Annotated in this window: 18 protein-coding genes; all 18 read right to left on the reverse strand. The window is 49.2% G+C overall.

Translation table 11 applies throughout. From position 1 onward, the window contains the following. The 18 genes from AC0YN4_RS28365 to AC0YN4_RS28450 all read right to left on the reverse strand — a co-directional run bounded on the left by AC0YN4_RS28365 (position 1) and on the right by AC0YN4_RS28450 (position 17,109). Entirely contained in the window at positions 1-438 is a 438-nt protein-coding gene (locus tag AC0YN4_RS28365) for an NUDIX hydrolase (RefSeq protein ID WP_475779144.1), read from the reverse strand. Between the two features lie 120 nt (positions 439-558). Next, positions 559-1,944: a tRNA (N(6)-L-threonylcarbamoyladenosine(37)-C(2))-methylthiotransferase MtaB gene (gene mtaB, locus AC0YN4_RS28370; RefSeq protein ID WP_475779143.1), complete on the reverse strand. Its 1,386-nt coding sequence runs from the start codon at positions 1,942-1,944 to the stop codon at positions 559-561. 5 nt (positions 1,945-1,949) lie between these two features. Continuing rightward, the gene (locus AC0YN4_RS28375; RefSeq protein WP_475779142.1) at positions 1,950-2,729 is read right to left on the reverse strand and encodes a 16S rRNA (uracil(1498)-N(3))-methyltransferase; all 780 of its coding nucleotides are present in this window, start codon (positions 2,727-2,729) and stop codon (positions 1,950-1,952) included. Between the two features lie 143 nt (positions 2,730-2,872). Continuing rightward, positions 2,873-3,523, reverse strand: a complete 651-nt coding sequence (locus tag AC0YN4_RS28380; protein WP_475780071.1) for a site-2 protease family protein — start codon at positions 3,521-3,523, stop codon at positions 2,873-2,875. Between the two features lie 93 nt (positions 3,524-3,616). Continuing rightward, entirely contained in the window at positions 3,617-4,597 is a 981-nt protein-coding gene (prmA, locus tag AC0YN4_RS28385; protein WP_475837338.1) for a 50S ribosomal protein L11 methyltransferase, read from the reverse strand. A 139-nt stretch (positions 4,598-4,736) separates the two neighbouring features. Beyond that, positions 4,737-5,762 carry a Gfo/Idh/MocA family protein gene (locus AC0YN4_RS28390; RefSeq protein ID WP_475837339.1) on the reverse strand — a complete coding sequence of 342 codons (1,026 nt, stop codon included), beginning with the start codon at positions 5,760-5,762 and terminating at the stop codon, positions 4,737-4,739. Then, on the reverse strand, positions 5,759-6,094 hold the full coding sequence (locus AC0YN4_RS28395; RefSeq protein ID WP_475779139.1) for a cupin domain-containing protein: 336 nt from the start codon (positions 6,092-6,094) through the stop codon (positions 5,759-5,761). The genes AC0YN4_RS28390 and AC0YN4_RS28395 overlap by 4 nt, the downstream gene beginning before the upstream one ends. A 136-nt stretch (positions 6,095-6,230) precedes the next feature. After that, positions 6,231-6,422, reverse strand: a complete 192-nt coding sequence (locus AC0YN4_RS28400; protein ID WP_475779138.1) for a hypothetical protein — start codon at positions 6,420-6,422, stop codon at positions 6,231-6,233. A gap of 16 nt (positions 6,423-6,438) precedes the next feature. Then, positions 6,439-6,591 carry a YfhD family protein gene (locus AC0YN4_RS28405; protein WP_475779137.1) on the reverse strand — a complete coding sequence of 51 codons (153 nt, stop codon included), beginning with the start codon at positions 6,589-6,591 and terminating at the stop codon, positions 6,439-6,441. Between the two features lie 82 nt (positions 6,592-6,673). Beyond that, positions 6,674-7,816 (reverse strand): molecular chaperone DnaJ, encoded by a 1,143-nt coding sequence (gene dnaJ / locus AC0YN4_RS28410; protein ID WP_475837380.1) that lies wholly within the window; start codon positions 7,814-7,816, stop codon positions 6,674-6,676. Between the two features lie 125 nt (positions 7,817-7,941). Next, positions 7,942-9,786, reverse strand: a complete 1,845-nt coding sequence (gene dnaK / locus AC0YN4_RS28415; protein WP_475779136.1) for a molecular chaperone DnaK — start codon at positions 9,784-9,786, stop codon at positions 7,942-7,944. 57 nt (positions 9,787-9,843) lie between these two features. Next, positions 9,844-10,410, reverse strand: coding sequence for a nucleotide exchange factor GrpE (grpE, locus tag AC0YN4_RS28420; protein WP_475837381.1), 567 nt, complete (start codon positions 10,408-10,410; stop codon positions 9,844-9,846). Positions 10,411-10,473: 63 nt separating this feature from the next. Then, positions 10,474-11,499 (reverse strand): heat-inducible transcriptional repressor HrcA, encoded by a 1,026-nt coding sequence (gene hrcA, locus AC0YN4_RS28425; protein ID WP_475837340.1) that lies wholly within the window; start codon positions 11,497-11,499, stop codon positions 10,474-10,476. Between the two features lie 276 nt (positions 11,500-11,775). Continuing rightward, positions 11,776-12,708, reverse strand: a complete 933-nt coding sequence (locus AC0YN4_RS28430) for a C40 family peptidase (RefSeq protein WP_475837341.1) — start codon at positions 12,706-12,708, stop codon at positions 11,776-11,778. 192 nt (positions 12,709-12,900) lie between these two features. Continuing rightward, positions 12,901-13,362, reverse strand: coding sequence for an N-acetyltransferase (locus AC0YN4_RS28435; protein WP_090979992.1), 462 nt, complete (start codon positions 13,360-13,362; stop codon positions 12,901-12,903). 108 nt (positions 13,363-13,470) lie between these two features. Continuing rightward, positions 13,471-14,628 (reverse strand): radical SAM family heme chaperone HemW, encoded by a 1,158-nt coding sequence (hemW, locus tag AC0YN4_RS28440; protein ID WP_475837342.1) that lies wholly within the window; start codon positions 14,626-14,628, stop codon positions 13,471-13,473. A 114-nt stretch (positions 14,629-14,742) separates the two neighbouring features. Then, entirely contained in the window at positions 14,743-16,560 is a 1,818-nt protein-coding gene (lepA, locus tag AC0YN4_RS28445; protein ID WP_475779131.1) for a translation elongation factor 4, read from the reverse strand. Between the two features lie 66 nt (positions 16,561-16,626). After that, positions 16,627-17,109 carry a hypothetical protein gene (locus tag AC0YN4_RS28450; RefSeq protein ID WP_475837343.1) on the reverse strand — a complete coding sequence of 161 codons (483 nt, stop codon included), beginning with the start codon at positions 17,107-17,109 and terminating at the stop codon, positions 16,627-16,629. Positions 17,110-17,133: the final 24 nt, after the last annotated feature.

A 17,133-nucleotide genomic window follows, 5' to 3' on the forward strand; every position in this document is an offset into this window, starting at 1 on the left:
TTAGCTGCTGCTCTGTACATTCAATCCAAGCAGGCGCAATGCTCCGGCTAGAATGCGATCATTGTTGTTGTAGCCGGATTGCTTCTGCCTGCGCCATGCTTCCATCGGCTCAAACCATTCCACGCCGCGAATTTCCTCCACCTGCGCCTGAAGCTTACCGCCAACTGCTTCCACGAGATAGTAGTGAACTTCCTTATCCACTAGCCCTTTAGACTCATGATTGTATTTGTATTTGATCTGATCAATCGGTGAGACGATGACGCCTTCCATACCCGTCTCCTCGACGATTTCGCGAAGGGCTGTTTGCTCAATGGTTTCGCCCGGTTCCATTTTGCCTTTAGGCAGCGATATCTTGCCGTAACGGTCTTGAATCAACTGCACCTGCAGCTCATTGCCAACCTTACGGAACACGACGCCACCTGCTGAAATCTCCTTCATTTTGCGTTCCCCCTTCGCGTTTCTTGGATACCTAAGCTCTTATGTAGAGCAAGGACTCTCTTGCAGCCCTGTCCCGGCCGCATTAGAATCCTCGCTTCAAGCTATTGAATTCGAACAAGCTTATGCCTGCATCGCTTGTGCCTGTGAGTCGGCTTCGATACGGGCAGTGGACGCGGTATGGTTATTATCCAATACGCGTACAAGCTGTCCTCGGCACTCATTGACGCCGGCTTCCGTGATTTTCACTCTGCACAGCTCGCCAATCAGCGATTCCGAACCTTCGAATACGACTTGGATATAGTTGTCGGAGTAGCCCATAATCAGGCCGGAGCCTTCTGAGCCTTTGTGCTCACGCTCTGGAATGATATCAAGCACTTCACCGACATATTTCTTCGCATAGTCCAATTGCATCCGTTCAGACAAGTCAATCAGCTTATGAACGCGCTCGTTCTTCAGCTCATCGTCGATCTGATCTTCCATGCGCGCGGCAGGCGTACCCGTCCGTTTGGAATAGGGGAAGACATGCATTTCAGCAAAGCCCATTTGTTCCATAAACGCATAGCCGTTCTCGAACATCTCTTGCGTTTCGCCGGGGAATCCAACGATAACATCCGTTGTAATCGCAACACCGGGCATCGCTTCGTGCAGCAGCTTGATTTTCTCAGCAAACTGTTCCACGGTATACTTGCGGCGCATCCGCTTCAGAACGTCGTTATCGCCGGATTGCAGCGGAATATGAAGGTGACGGCACATTTTGCTGGAACGGTTCAGCACGTCGATCATCGCTTCGTCAATCTGACTCGCTTCGATGGAGCTGATCCGAATCCGCTCAAGACCTTCAATGGCATCCAGATCCCACAGCAGGTCAGACAGACGGTAGTTCTCCATATCATCACCATAACCGCCGGTATGAATGCCTGTCAGTACAATTTCTTTGTAACCGGATTCCACCAGCTGGCGAGCTTGGTTAATGACGCTCTCTGCTTCACGGCTGCGGGACAATCCACGTGACCACGGAATAATACAGAAGGTGCAGAAGTTGTTGCAGCCTTCTTGAATCTTCAGGAACGCACGAGTACGCTCGGCAAAGTCCGGTACATCCAGTTCCTCGAACTCACGTGTTTTCATAATATTACGAACCGCGTTAACCGGTTTACGCTCATTTTGCAGATCCGTAACATAATTCATCAGCTTGTCCCGATCCTGCGTTCCGATGACAAGATCGACACCTTCAATAGCCAGAATTTCGGCAGGTGAAGTTTGGGCATAACAGCCCGTTACAGCGATAACCGCTTCCGGGTTACGACGAATCGCACGACGAATAATCTGTCTGCTCTTCTTGTCCCCTGTATTCGTTACCGTACATGTATTGATTAGATAGACATCAGCAGTAGTTGTTTCGAAGTCGACTTGCTCGTAGCCTTCCTTCTTAAACAGCTGCCAGATCGCTTCCGTATCGTAAAAGTTAACTTTGCAGCCTAATGTGTAAAAAGCAACCGATGGCATAGTTGTTAAACGCCTCCCATTTCTCCTGATTCATACATGAGGCAGGCGAGTCCAACCATCGCAGCGGTTTCCGTGCGTAAGATTCGCTTGCCAAGACCGATAATGACAGCACCGGCCTCTTCTGCTTCCTCAGCTTCACGTTCAGTGAAGCCGCCTTCTGGTCCAACGATGAGCAGAATATTGCGCGGCTCTTCATAGTCGCTCCAGCCTTCTACTGCTCCACGGCGCGCCTGGATTGCATCACGCAAACCAAGTCCACCGCCTTCCTTCTCATAGCAAAACAACGCCAAGTGGTACTCCGGAATGCGTTTGACCAGTTCCCGCCATGACGCAACCGGTTCAATAACCGGAATACGACTGCGGTGTGCCTGCTCAGCAGCTTCCTTCGCAATCTTGCCCCAACGGTCAAGTCGCTTGGCTTCTTTCTTGTCATCATATTGAACAATCATCCGCTGGGATTGGAACGGCACGAAGCTTGCTGCGCCGATCTCGGTCCCCTTCTGGATGACAATCTCCATTTTATCGCCCTTCGGCAAGCTTTGGGCTACCGTCACCGACCAAGTCGGTTCACCGCTCATGGTCAGCCATTCGGAAATTTCAGCTTCCACTTTGCCCGGTGATAAGGCGCTTATTGTCGCTTCCGCGACACGCGTGCGGCCGTCACTTACAATAATGGTATCTCCCGCTTCCATCCGCATCACTCGCGTTACGTGATGAGCATCGTCGCCTGTAAGAACAACCGAATTGTCAGTAAACTGCTCGGACGTAACAAAATATCGTTGCATCTTAGGTAGAACCTTTCCAGTCAAATCACAGGCCCACTCATCTACAAGGTCTGTGTCAAAACTCCAACCTACATCATACACGGTTTACACTCGCTCCGCTAGGGTCGTTAAACATTTTCCAGAAGCGATACCGCTAGCCAAGCTTACCTGTAGAAATCCGCTACAAACTGCGCCCAATCCACATCGTCAAAGAACAATTCGCATAATTTCATAATGCCGGAAATAATCGCATCGGAGTTGGCGAACAGCGGATCGAGCGTTGCTGCGCGAAGCGGCGGAACAAATACAATCAGCAGGAAGAGAAACATCCCCCAAGTCTCATATTGATCCATCTTCATACGCAGCGGAGTCGGGGCGAGATCCTGAATAATTCGGTATCCGTCAAGCGGCGGTACCGGGATAAGATTGAATATAAACAGCATGACATTCAGCGTAATTAAGTAGTTAAGAAAATGAACGATTGCACTATGTACGCCAAAGGAGCCTGCGTTGAGTAAGCCAATCTGGTTCAGCACATAAACGGCCAGAATGCCGATAAAGGTCAGCAGCAAATTGCTAAGCGGACCAACAGCTGAAACGACGATACCCATCAATCGAGGATACTTGAAGCGGCTCCGGTTAACCGGAACGGGTCTGGCCCAGCCAAAACCCGCTACAAGCAGCAATATGGTTCCCATTACATCCAGATGGGCACGAGGATTCAGTGTCACCCTGCCGGCATCATATGCGGTTCGATCTCCAAACTTATAAGCGCTGTACGCATGCGCGAACTCATGCAGCGTGAACGCAATCATTAGTACTAGAAAGATAAATGGTAAATCTTTGAGCGGATACCACAAAAAGTCCGACACCGTTCACCCTCCTACGCATATTTGCGGAGCTTCAGCTTACTCCGGTTTCGTCGCGACGAACGCGAGCCAGTCTTGGTCACGCTGACGATCGATAATCGTAAAGCCGGCTTGCTCGAGACCTTCCGCAACGGCATCTTCTTTATTCTTAAAGATACCCGATGCAATATAGGTGCCGCCCGGCTTCAGCGCTGCGTAAACATCGTCGATGAACAGCAGGATGATTTCCGCCAAAATATTAGCTACAACTACATCAACCGGTACCGTCACGTTCAGCGGCTTATCCGTGGGATTGCCTTCTGTATTCAAAACTCCGAGCAGGTCGCTCAGATGCACTTGAATATCATTTTCCAGCTTGTTAAGTTTTGTATTCTCCGTAGCGGAGGTAACTGCAATCGGATCCAGATCAAGTGCAAGCACGCGGCGAGCGCCAAGAAGAATCGCGCCGATAGCCAATATGCCGGAACCTGTCCCTACATCGATAACTTCCTCATCGCCTTTGATAACCGTCTCCAGCGTACGCAAGCAGAGCGCAGTTGTTGGGTGCGTACCTGTACCGAATGCCATGCCTGGATCAAGCTCAATAATTCGCTCATCCGGTGAAGGCGTGTACTCCTCCCAAGTCGGCTTAATCGTCAAACGCTCCGACACGCGGATCGGTTTGAAATATTGCTTCCATGCGTTAGCCCAGTCTTCTTCGTCTACAATTGCTTTTGTAATCTTGTAGTCACCTGGATCAATATCGAATTCACGAAGCTGATCGATACGCTCAGGCAATATGGCCATGAGTTTGTCGATGTCCGAATCCAGCTCCGAGAAGTAGCCTTTAATAACAGCCTGGCCTTCAGGAATATCGTTAAGCGGATGCTCATACCATTGTCCGAGCGATGTGTCCCGCTGTTTGTTCAGCGTACCTGATTCTTCAATGGATACGCCGTCGGCATCCATTTCATGCAAGAAGTTGGAAATCATCTCGATCGCTTCTTCGGTTGTCGAGATTGTAAGTTCATGCCATTTCACTTTGTAAATCCCCCTGATCGCGTTATCATTTCTAGTAGTCATTTTTAACCTATCTTGTCTATTCTACACCAGATAAGGGCTTCACACAAAAAAACAAGCCCCCGCAGCCTATCGGCAGCAGAGACTTGTCATCACGGCATTACTTCGAAACAATATAACTTTCCGGATAGGTGACTTCACCGGTTCGCGAGGAATCACTGAATGCGATAAGCGCAGCTAAGGTACGCAAATTATCGCGGCCCGAAATCGATGGCTCTGCACCGTCCTTTATTCGTGCGGCAAACTCGGACAATACGCTGTGAATGCCTTGTTTGTCGTCTGGCAGCGGACCGTCCGCATACGAGATAAATCGTTTGTTCTGCTCTTGGTCCACGATATACACGCCATAACCTTGACCGAGATCATCCAGATGAATCGAGCCATTCTCGCATTGGATGCGCCAGTCACCTTCCCAAGGTGTTGATAGACCTTTGGATACGAGGCTGCCTAAGTAGAAGACAGGAATTCCGTTGTCCAGCTCCATACTTGCCTGCACGTTCGGATGTCCTTTGTACATGCTTCCTTCGATATTCCACGTTTTGCCCGACACGGTCCGAATATCGGATTCCAGTAAGTAGCGAATCATGTCCACATGGTGGACAGCCATCTCAAGCAGCATGAAGTTCTCCATTACCTGCTGATAGTCCTTGCCAAAATGATCATAGAAGAACTGAGCCTGCACAAACAGCGGTTTCCCCATTTCGGAGATGGCTTTCTTCAGCGACAGGACATGATTCTGATAGCGATAGTTCTGACTGACCATCAGAATCAGCTGCTTCTGCTTAGCAAGCTCAACCAGCTCGCAAGCTTCGCCGATATCGAGCACGAATGGCTTCTCAACCAGTACATGAAGGCCTTGTTCCAAGGCAGCTTTGCAAATCGCATAATGATAGGGAGAAGCTGCTGTCACAAACACGGCATCCGCTTCACAGGATGCGAACGCTTCCAAATAATCCGTGTAACAATTCTCTTCCGAAACGCCAAGCTCTGCCGCACATTCTTTCAGACGAGCCGGATTGATTTCTACTACACCTGCATAGGCGAAATCTACGGACTGCTTCACGAAATGGAGCGCAACGCCAAACCCATGCATACCTAGGCCGACTTGAATGATTTTTAATGTCATGATTGTGCTGCATCTCCTTTATCCTTGAATAGGTAACCCACTCGGCCGCCTTCTGGCATAATGCCATAAATATATACAGCAATCATGTCTTCCGTAACAACAAGAGAGTGCTCGTCTCCTCGCTTCGTAAGGACCATATCTCCGGGACCGATTTCGTAGGCGTCCCCTTCAGTCGTACAATTTCCTTTGCCGCTTATAATAATCCAGTATTCATTCGCATCATGATAATGCAGCTGAACAACATCACCGACTTTGAGATAATTAATACCATAATGGCTAAGCTCACTCCACTCCGGATACACTTGCGTTGCACTCTTGAAATTAACCGGCATGAAAATCCCCCTCGCAATACGTTAAACTAACGTTAATTTTGCCACACGTTGAAACGTTTCACAAGGATAAAAAAAAGATACCATACCGCAATAGTACATTGCAGGTATGGCATCCCCGAATTCAATCTCATTTGCTTCACAAGTCAGCTGTTCCTCCGGTTTGTTCAATCAAATGAAGAGCACGATCAACGAGCTCATCCCCGACAGTGGCAGTAAGCGATGCGCCGTCGGCGCCGCCATCCACTTGCAGCACGCGCAGCGCCATCAGCTTAAGCTGCGCCTCACGTGCTCCATCCCTGTCTTGAAACGTGGCATGAATGACTGTCATACAGCAGACAGACTCGTCATTTATTCTGCGCTCTGGCGTCAGCCTCGGCGGCCCGCTGCATCGCCTTCTTATCCGCTTCGTCAGCTAGCTCCTCTGAGAATTCAACGTCTTCATTTTTGCTGATCGGCAGCTCTGCGAAATTTTGTTTCTCCAAGTCTTGATCGCTCATGGTTATGCTCCTTCATGTAGAGATTGATTTGGACACGAAAGTTAGCATAAACAAGTGGCTGCGATCTTATGCTTTAAACCCATTAGTCGCCGCGGAATGCTTTCTTCATCTTCTCGAAGATCGATTCATGGTGTTCTTGCTGCCCACCATCCGTGCTGTCGCCTGCTGCTCCGACACCGGAGAACTGACGAAGCAATTCCTTCTGCTCTTCATTCAGGGCAGTAGGCGTTACGACCGTTACTTTAACATGCTGGTCGCCTTGACCGTAACCGCGAAGGCGCGGAACACCTTTTCCCTTCAATCGGAAATAAGTGCCGGTTTGCGTGCCTGCAGGAATCTTCAGTTTCACTTTCTCAGTCAGCGTCGGAATTTCGACCTCGTCGCCAAGTGCCGCCTGCGCAAACGTTAGCGGTACTTCACAGTAGATATCATCATTCTCACGCTCGAAGAAATCATGCGGCTTCACTCGAATTACGATATATAAGTCCCCGGATGGGCCTCCGCGTGATCCGCCTTCACCTTCGCCGGTTAAGCGGATTTGCGCGCCTTCATCGACACCGGCAGGAATTTTCACATTGATCTTACGCTGCTTCTTCACTTTGCCTGCACCGTGGCAAGTCGTGCATTTTTCTTTGATGATTTTGCCTGCGCCATTACAGTTGGAACAAGCTCTCCGGTTCACCATACGGCCAAACGGTGTATTTTGAACCACTTCTTGCTGACCTGTACCACGACAAACCGAACAAGTTTCCGGTTTCGTACCCGGTTTCGCTCCAGAACCTACACAAGTGTCACAAGTTTCGGTGCGAGGAATCGTAATTTCCGTTTCCTTACCGAATACCGCTTCCTTGAATTCGATTGTCATCGTGTACTGCAGGTCGTTACCGCGCTGCGGAGCGTTAGGATCACGTCGTCCGCCACCGCCGCCACCGCCAAAGAACATGTCGAAGATATCGCCGAAGCCGCCGCCGAAATCACCGGCACCGCCGCCAAAGCCTTGGTTCGGATCCACGTGACCATGTCGGTCATACGTAGCACGCTTTCCGTCATCGCTAAGAACGTCGTAAGCTTCCTTCACTTCTTTAAATTTATCTTCCGCATCCGACGCTTTGTTTACGTCCGGATGGTATTGGCGCGCCATTTTACGATACGCTTTCTTGATCTCGTCCTCGCCTGCGTCTTTCCCGACGCCGAGCACCTCATAATAGTCCCGCTTGTCAGCCAACTCCGTCACCCCGTCTCCTATTTACGCTGCAAAAATCATTATCTATCCAGACACACGAAAAACGGCTGCGCCGTCCAAAGTTTTTTCGGACGGCACACCGTTTACGTATCACTATACAACAAGTCTTACTTCTTGTCGTCTACAACTTCATAGTCGGCATCGACTACGTTATCTTTGCCTCTGGAGGAGGATTCGCCGCCTGCTTCAGGGCCAGCGCCTTCAGCGCCGCCTGCAGCTTGTGCTTGCTCATACAGCTTTACGGAAAGCTGTTGCACGATTTCAGTCAACGCTTCTGCAGCTGCATTGATTTGTTCTACATCGTCTGTTGCCAGCGCTGCAGTCACTTTCTCTTTGGCTTCGTTCGCTTTTGCGATTTCGCCTGCATCTACTTTATCGCCAAGATCTTTAATTGTTTTGTCAACGGAATAGACCAGTTGGTCAGCCGCGTTCTTCGCTTCAACAAGCTCACGACGTTTGCGATCTTCCTCTGCGTTCAATTCCGCATCCTTCATCATGCGATCGATTTCTTCATCGGACAAACCGCCGGAAGAGGTGATCGTGATTTTGTGGCTCTTGCCAGTGCCTTTATCCAGTGCAGACACGTTTACGATACCATTGGCATCAATATCGAAGGTAACTTCGATTTGCGGTACGCCGCGCGGAGCCAGTGGAATATCACCAAGAGTGAAGCGGCCCAGTGTTTTGTTGCCTGCAGCCATTTGACGCTCACCTTGAAGCACGTGAATTTCAACGCTTGGTTGGTTATCCGCATAAGTGGAGTACACTTGGGATTTGCTTGTTGGAATTGTTGTATTACGGTCGATCATCTTCGTGAACACACCGCCAGCTGTTTCGATACCAAGGGACAATGGAGTTACGTCAAGCAATACAACGTCTTTCACATCGCCTGTCAGTACGCCCGCTTGAACCGCTGCACCAAGAGCTACAACCTCATCCGGGTTAACGCCTTTGTGTGGATCTTTGCCGATCAATTTCTTAACCGCTTCTTGAACAGCCGGGATACGAGTCGATCCGCCGACAAGAACAACTTTATCGATATCGCTTGGGGACATACCGGCATCGCTCAATGCTTGACGAGTAGGACCAAGCGTACGCTCTACAAGGGCTTGGGACAATTCTTCAAACTTTGCACGAGTCAGGCTAAGCTCCAAATGCTGTGGAACGCCGTCTGCCATTGTGATAAACGGCAAGGAAATCGTCGAAGTTACTACGCCTGAAAGCTCTTTCTTCGCTTTCTCAGCAGCATCCTTCAAACGTTGTACAGCCGCTTTATCTTTGGAAAGGTCAACGCCTTGCTCTTTCTTGAACTCGGATACCAGGTAGTCGATGATCACTTGGTCGAAGTCATCGCCGCCCAGACGGTTGTCGCCGCTGGTTGCTTTTACTTCGAAGAAGCCATCGCCAAGCTCAAGGATGGAAACGTCGAACGTACCGCCGCCAAGGTCATAAACGAGGATCGTGTGATCTTCTGTTTTCTCAAGACCGTAAGCAAGTGCTGCAGCTGTCGGCTCGTTGACGATACGCAGCACTTCAAGACCAGCGATCTTACCTGCATCTTTAGTCGCTTGACGCTGGCTGTCATTGAAGTAAGCCGGTACTGTGATTACGGCTTGCGTTACGGTTTGGCCAAGGTAAGCCTCAGCATCTGATTTCAGCTTTTGCAGAATGATTGCGGAAATTTCAGGAGCGGAGAAATCTTTGCCATCAATAACTTCTTTATGGCTGGAGCCCATGTGACGTTTAATGGACATGATTGTACGGTCTGGGTTTGTGATTGCTTGACGTTTTGCCGATTCACCGACAATACGCTCGCCGTCTTTCTTGAAACCAACAACAGAAGGTGTTGTACGGTTGCCTTCCGGATTCGGGATTACGACAGCTTCGCCGCCTTCCATTACCGCAACGCAAGAGTTTGTTGTACCAAGGTCGATACCGATTACTTTACTCATAATTAAAGTTCCTCCTCAAAGGGATATAATTGAAATCATCTATAGGCAAGCTGATCGTTAACCGCTGACTTTCACCATAGCGGGACGCAGCACTTTATCCTTCAGGACATAGCCCTTTTGCACTTCTTCAATGACAATGCCTTCTTCATGCTCATCGGATTCCACTTGCATAATCGCTTGATGGAAATCCGGGTTAAACGGCTGTCCAACCGCATCCATCGCTTTCAGCCCTTCAGCTTCAAGCACTTGCTCAAGCTGGCGGAAGATCATGTCGACGCCTTTGGAGAACGATTCACCATCGCCGCCGTTCTTCGCAGCTTCAATGGCACGGACAAAGTTATCCACTACCGGCAGAAGCTGCCCGACTAGCTTCATGGAAGCATATTGCCCAAGCTCTTCCTTCTCTTTCATCGTACGGCGACGGAAGTTGTCAAAGTCGGCTTGTGCTCTTAAGTAGCGCTGTTGGTTCTCTTCGGCTAATTTCTCAAGTGCTTCCACGCGGGAATCTCCTGCGCTTCCTTCTTCTTGGGGAGCTGCCGATTCTTCGTTCACCGATTCCTGCGCTTCTTCAGCAGCAAGGTTCTCTTCATGTTTATGTTCTTCATCTGTATGCTGTTCATTCACAGACACGAGCGCTTACACCTCCTGAAAGTAATCCCTAATGCCTTAACCCATGCAAATTTAACGTCATTTGTACCATCGACCCAGCAGAACCGCCATATCTTTGGACAGTAAATCCAGCAAGCCGATTACTTTACCGTAATCCATTCGTGTCGGTCCCAAAATCCCAATCGTGCCCAGCTGTTTGCCTTGTGCCGAATAAGTCGCCGTAATCAAACTGCAATTGTTAATCGCCTCATGCGTATTTTCTGTACCGATTCGAACTTGAATACCGCTTGGCAGCGTACTGAACATTTGCATAATGGTCGGCGTCTCGTCTAGCAGGTCGAGCAGCGTCTTCACTTTGTCGACATCCTTGAACTCCGGCTGCATCAGCATGTTCGTCGTACCGCTTAAGAACACCCGGTGATCGTCTTCGCTCATTAGCGCGTCGTCGAGTACACCGAGCAGTCGCTCGCATTGGTCCGCATAACGGCCAAGCTCCTGACCGACCTCGGAATACAGCTTTGATTTGAGGCGCGCAATCGGCACTCCGATCAATTTGCTGTTAAGAATGTTAACAGCCTGCTGCATTTCCTCCATGCTCATATCATCCGGCAAGGAAATCGTACGGTTCTCAACATGACCGGTGTTGGTAACAATAATCGCTACGGCCGTGTCATCACTGATTGGAACGAGCTGGAAATGCTTAAGCGAATTCGTAAACGTCTCCGGCCCAAGCACGATGCTCGTGTAATTCGTCAGATTGGACAATATCATGGCTGCATGTTGAATAATCTGTTCCATTTGGTTCACCTTCTCCGTGAAGAAGGACCGAACCGTTTGCGCATCCTGTTCATTAACTTGACTCAGTCTTACAAGATGATCGACGTAATAGCGGTAACCTTTAATCGATGGAATACGACCTGCCGAGGTATGAGGCTGCTCCAGAAATCCGAGCTCTTCCAAATCAGCCATCTCGTTACGAATGGTTGCCGGGCTAAAGCTGACATCGCTTCGTTTCGAAATGCTGCGTGAACCAATTGGCTCTGCTGAGCGGATATAATCGTCTATGATGACATTCAGAATCATACGCTGCCGTTCAGTTAACATCGCAGTCCCTCCCGGTTTCTTAAGATCGTTTCATGCTAAAGCTGCTTCCCTTTATTACGGTCATCCTTCAACCGTTAGCACTCGTTATCGGCGAGTGCTAATCATTACTACAAAAATACCAAAATCGCTTGCCAATTGTCAAGTCAGTTCGATATTTTGGGCCGGAAGACAACACATCCCATCGCCATCGCGTCCCCAAAGAAAAAGCCATCTCAAAAGCAGTGTGCGTCTGCACACGTTCGAGACAGCCATTTCATACGAATCATATGCTAAGATTTAAAGCACTCTTCTTCCCCACAAGACCCGATCTTCCCAGATCCCATCCAGCTCGGAGATCGTAACGCCGGGATCTCCAAACGTATGAATGACTTTGTTGTTCCCGATATAAATCCCTACATGTCCGACGATTTTGTTACTGCTATATCTGCCCGGTGTATAGAAGAACACCACGTCTCCCGGTTTGAAATCCTTCCGGGCCAGGTATTTACCAATATTTGACTGCGCTCTAGATGAACGCGGCATGTCAATGCCTACATGATAAAATACATGCTGCACAAACGACGAACAATCGAACTTTCGGCTTTGTGCATACGGCGCTGCATCGAATTTGTAAGGAATATCCATAAACTGTTTAGCATAAGAAATGACCTTCTCCGCATCTGCTCCGGGTTCCGCATTTCCGTCTTCTGTGTCGAGCGCCTTTGCTCTAAAATCGTTTCTTGTGGGAAAGCTTGCTGCCGATAATCTATTGGGCTGTTCTACAGCAGGAGGGGTCACCACGATTGAATTAAGCTTCGCATCCCAATCCAGAGGCGTTTGCCAGAGCTGCGACAAGGAGCTCATTTCCAAATACACCTTACGATCCATGAGTTGAGGAGCCTCATGCAGCATAACCGACTCATCACCGACGTGGGCCTGCTTCTCATTCAGCTTGAATCTATAGATGGGATCCGTATAGCCCATCGATGCCGATTGGTTTGCAGGTTCCATTTCGTACCGATACCCGAATAGCTCTGCCGCTTGATCCGCCGGAATCCAAACCTTCCCATCTCTCAACTTATAAGGGGTCGTTACCGCTCCTTGATGACCTTGTATTTGCAAATTGACGAGTGAGCCGCTTGCATTGTTCTTCCCTACATGCGCATTCTCTTTAGCCGAACAAGAGGCCAGAATAAGAGCCAGGGAGATGAAGATCAGTAAGCGTTTCATGATTTGCGTATCCTCCTGTAAGGGTTGCTGATCATCTCATTGACAGCTTGTATTGTTCCCATTCAGGTCATTATTATGGCTGATTACGTGCTGGAAGAAACAAAAAAGCCACTGCAACCTTATCGAAAGGCGCAGTGGTTTATTAGAAATATGGAGCTATTCATCGAGTTATGGTTGTTCATTATAGCTGTATTAGTTCAGCATTCTTAGTACGGCGATTTCGTCACATGCATGCTGCTTCGGACAGTGGATACAGTCCGTCCACACCTTCTCGGGAAAAATCTCCTTGTTCACGATCGTGAAGCCGTTCTTCTCGAAGAAATTCACTTCGTATGTCAGCGCCATCACTTTAGGGATGTTCTGTTCCTTCGCTTCATGAAGCAGCTGATCGACAAGCTTACTGCCGATGCCTAAACCCTTATAGCCTTCCGATATGCCTAGCGAACGGATTTCGACGAGGTCAGCGCCAAGCTGGGTTAACGAACCGCAGCCGACTACTTCACCCGAAACCTCCGCCACAACGAATGTATGAATTTGACGCTTCAGCATATCGCGAGATCGCGGCAGCATAATTCCCTTCTCGGCGTACCCTGCTATTAAATCCACTAATGTTTCGATATCATTCTCGGTCGCCTTTCTGCATACCGCTTGCATCTCACTCGCCTCCGCATCCATAAACTCTAGAGTAAACTGCTTTTAACACGAATAAATATACAACATCGTGAATGTTAACACAAGAATAATTTGACTGGATTTGCTGACTTATCCGCTGATAAAGGCTCCGAATACTTCATTGCCAAGCGGGATCCCTTTCTCAGACAATCGATATCCGCCGCCACTGCCTTCCGTGTGCTCAACCAGCCCTTGCGAGAGCACCGTTTGAAGCGCCTCACCAAACACGCTTTCAATCGTTTGACCGGGAAATTGAGCCGAGAAACGATCATTGTTCACACCTTCGAGCATACGAAGTCCAACCATCATGAAATCTTCCATCGCTTCATGCTCGGGAACCGGGTTCGTTTCAAGGCGCGGAAGCCGCTCTGCCGCCGCATCAATGTAAGGCTGAATCCCTTTGATATTGACATGCCGCTCGCCTCTGGCATAACCGTGCGCGCCTGCACCAAGCCCATAATAAGGCTCGTTGCGCCAATACGTAATGTTATGTCTGCTTTCGTGGCCGGGCTTCGCGAAGTTGCTGATTTCATAATGATGAAACCCCTCCGCTTTAAGCTTGTCTATCAGCAGCATGTACATCGCAAGCTCATCCTCTTCCGGAGGAAGCGGCAGCTCATTGCGTTCATATAAAGTGTGGAACAACGTGTTCTCTTCAACTTTAAGACCATAGAGCGAGTAATGCGGAAGCCCTAATTGCAGCGCACGGTTGACGCTGTCTGAAAGCTGTTCTACGCTCTGTCCCGGGAGTCCGAACATCAAATCGATCGATAAATTACTAAAGCCGGCCGTACGTGCATTCTCGATGCTGCGGTAGACATCCTCGACATTGTGAATGCGGCCGATCCGCTCCAGCAGCCCGTTATCAAACGACTGTACGCCAAAACTGATCCGGTTTACGCCGCCTGCCTTCATAGCCGTCAGCTTGTCCAGATCCGTTGTCCCCGGGTTAGCTTCCATCGTAAATTCCGCATCCGGATGAATGGGGAAATATTTCTTAACAGATGTCAGAAACCGCTCCATCTGCGGCGGTGTGAGCACCGTAGGCGTTCCTCCACCAACGAATACCGTAAGGATTTCTTCCGGAGGAAGCGCCTCTACAGTCCGCGCCATCTCGCTCTCTAGCGCATCCAGATAGGCATCTACAGGCTGTCCGCGAAGGACATAAGACGTAAAATCGCAATAGTGGCACTTGTTCGTGCAAAACGGGATATGAATATAAAGCGCCTTCGGCGCGTGGGTAAACATAAGCGATTGTCACCTCCATAGTACGGGAATTTCGTTTGATCAAGGAGAAACCTATTCCACTAATAAAGAAAGGGAGCACGATGGCTCCCTCCCCAGAACAACGTCTCTAAGATTCTAATCCTCGTCGATCTTAAGAACGGCCATGAATGCCTCTTGCGGCACCTCAACACTGCCGACTTGCTTCATCCGTTTCTTACCTTCCTTCTGCTTATCAAGCAGCTTCCGCTTACGGCTGATATCTCCGCCGTAACACTTGGCAAGAACGTTCTTCCGCATCGCTTTAACGGTTTCACGAGCGATAACCTTGTTTCCGATCGATGCTTGAATCGGCACCTCGAACATTTGACGAGGGATCAGTTCCTTGAGTTTCTCGCATATGATCCGTCCGCGATGATAAGCGCGGTCACGATGGACGATAACGGACAAGGCATCCACCTGCTCGTTGTTAAGCATAATGTCCATCTTCACGAGCTTGGACTGGCGATAGCCGGACAGCTCGTAGTCGAAGGAAGCATAGCCCTTCGTGCTTGATTTCAATTGATCAAAGAAATCATAAACGATCTCAGAAAGAGGCATATCGTAGGTGATCGTTACACGGTTCGTGTCTAGATACTCCATGTTGACGAACTCACCGCGTTTGTTCTGACAAAGCTCCATAATCGCCCCAACGTAATCGTTCGGTACAATGATAGCCGCTTTTACGAATGGCTCTTCAACATATTCAATCTTACCGACATCCGGATAATTAGACGGGTTGTCGATCTCCAAGATTTCGCCGTTTGTCAATGTGACGCGATAAACTACGCTTGGCGCTGTCGTAATAAGCGGAATGTTGAACTCGCGCTCAATCCGCTCTTGGATGATTTCCATGTGAAGCAAGCCCAAGAATCCGCAGCGGTAACCGAAGCCAAGCGCCGTAGACGACTCCGCTTCATAACGAAGCGACGCATCGTTAAGCTCCAATTTCTCGAGCGCATCGCGAAGATCGTTATAATCCTGCGTTTCGATCGGATACAAGCCGCAGAATACCATCGGATTGATCTTACGGTAACCCGGCAGTGCTTCCAGAGCTGGTTTCTTAGCATCGGTAACGGTATCCCCTACACGGGTATCCTTCACGTTCTTGATGCCTGCTACGACGAAACCAACGTCTCCAACAGCCAGCTCATTAACGATTCCCATACGCGGCATGAAAGCTCCGACTTCGATTACTTCAAACTCCGCTCCTGTTGCCATGAAGCGAATCTTCTTGCCTGCTTTGATGACGCCGTCGATAACGCGCACATAAACGATAACCCCTTTATAAGGATCATAGTGCGAGTCGAAAATAAGCGCTTTAAGCGGCTCGTCCGGGTCACCGGTAGGTGCCGGAACTTTGCTGACAACCTGCTCCAATATTTCCTTAATGCCGATGCCCGCTTTCGCAGAAGCATGAACAGCTTCGCTGGCGTCAAGGCCTATAACATCTTCAATTTCCTGTTTGACGCGGTCTGGCTCTGCGCTTGGCAGGTCGATTTTGTTCAGTACAGGAATAATCTCCAAATTGTTATCGAGTGCCAAATACACGTTGGCAAGCGTTTGCGCTTCGATCCCTTGAGCGGCATCGACAACGAGCAAAGCGCCTTCACAAGCAGCCAAGCTGCGCGAAACCTCGTACGTAAAGTCTACGTGTCCCGGTGTATCAATCAAATTCAAAATGTATTCAACACCGTCATCGGCTTTGTAACCGAGTCTAACGGCTTGCAGCTTTATGGTGATGCCGCGTTCGCGCTCCAGATCCATTTGATCAAGCACTTGTTCTTGCATTTCTCTTGATGACAACGCGCCGGTAAATTCAAGAATCCGGTCTGCCAGCGTTGATTTCCCATGATCGATATGGGCGATAATTGAAAAGTTGCGAATTCGTTTTTGTCTGTCTCGTACGTCCGCCATGCTAAACCCCCAGAGGTACCTAATTGCTAATCATTCTTATAAGTATAACAGCTTGAGGGGTCACCATCAATCCGTTACCGATTCAAAAAACGAAACGACCATTCGAATCCCCTTCGCAGACACCGTTTGAAGCACCCCTGCCGTCCCGTCTGCAACTTTATTAACCGTCGCATCGCTGCGCAAATCAGGCAAGCCTGTCAGTTGTTTATTAAGCTCTTCTTGGAGTTTGCGCTCGTATTCCAAACGGATTTCCTCTTCTGTTCTCCCATGCTGCGCATCCGCAACGGTGCGTCGTTGTGTAGTTTGATCGACTTGATTCTCAGGGAGTTGGTCGATTTTAGTTGTGTCCGTTACACCGGTTACACTGGATTCATCTTCACTGTCGGTCAGCATAGAAGAGGAGTAACCAGCAGGGTTAACAGCTTGAACGCCTCCTTCAACCGGACCATAAACACGTTCAATACCGCTCGAGGCCATATCTATGCCAAACAGAATGATGAGCGCAACCGCTCCTCCAACCAGAGCCATCTTCATCGATTGACGACGCATTTAGATTCTCTCCCCTATGGTTAA

It is taken from the genome of Paenibacillus sp. J22R3 (assembly GCF_056269305.1).

Coding starts and splice junctions, on each gene's coding strand:
- AC0YN4_RS28365 (WP_475779144.1), bottom strand. CDS start 438: ATGAAGGAGATTTCAGCAGGTGGCGTCGTGTTCCGTAAGGTTGGCAAT.
- mtaB (WP_475779143.1), bottom strand. CDS start 1,944: ATGCCATCGGTTGCTTTTTACACATTAGGCTGCAAAGTTAACTTTTAC.
- AC0YN4_RS28375 (WP_475779142.1), bottom strand. CDS start 2,729: ATGCAACGATATTTTGTTACGTCCGAGCAGTTTACTGACAATTCGGTT.
- AC0YN4_RS28380 (WP_475780071.1), bottom strand. CDS start 3,523: ATGATTGCGTTCACGCTGCATGAGTTCGCGCATGCGTACAGCGCTTAT.
- AC0YN4_RS28390 (WP_475837339.1), bottom strand. CDS start 5,762: ATGACATTAAAAATCATTCAAGTCGGCCTAGGTATGCATGGGTTTGGC.
- AC0YN4_RS28395 (WP_475779139.1), bottom strand. CDS start 6,094: ATGCCGGTTAATTTCAAGAGTGCAACGCAAGTGTATCCGGAGTGGAGT.
- AC0YN4_RS28400 (WP_475779138.1), bottom strand. CDS start 6,422: ATGACAGTCATTCATGCCACGTTTCAAGACAGGGATGGAGCACGTGAG.
- AC0YN4_RS28405 (WP_475779137.1), bottom strand. CDS start 6,591: ATGAGCGATCAAGACTTGGAGAAACAAAATTTCGCAGAGCTGCCGATC.
- dnaK (WP_475779136.1), bottom strand. CDS start 9,786: ATGAGTAAAGTAATCGGTATCGACCTTGGTACAACAAACTCTTGCGTT.
- hrcA (WP_475837340.1), bottom strand. CDS start 11,499: ATGTTAACTGAACGGCAGCGTATGATTCTGAATGTCATCATAGACGAT.
- AC0YN4_RS28430 (WP_475837341.1), bottom strand. CDS start 12,708: ATGAAACGCTTACTGATCTTCATCTCCCTGGCTCTTATTCTGGCCTCT.
- AC0YN4_RS28435 (WP_090979992.1), bottom strand. CDS start 13,362: ATGCAAGCGGTATGCAGAAAGGCGACCGAGAATGATATCGAAACATTA.
- hemW (WP_475837342.1), bottom strand. CDS start 14,628: ATGTTTACCCACGCGCCGAAGGCGCTTTATATTCATATCCCGTTTTGC.
- lepA (WP_475779131.1), bottom strand. CDS start 16,560: ATGGCGGACGTACGAGACAGACAAAAACGAATTCGCAACTTTTCAATT.
- AC0YN4_RS28450 (WP_475837343.1), bottom strand. CDS start 17,109: ATGCGTCGTCAATCGATGAAGATGGCTCTGGTTGGAGGAGCGGTTGCG.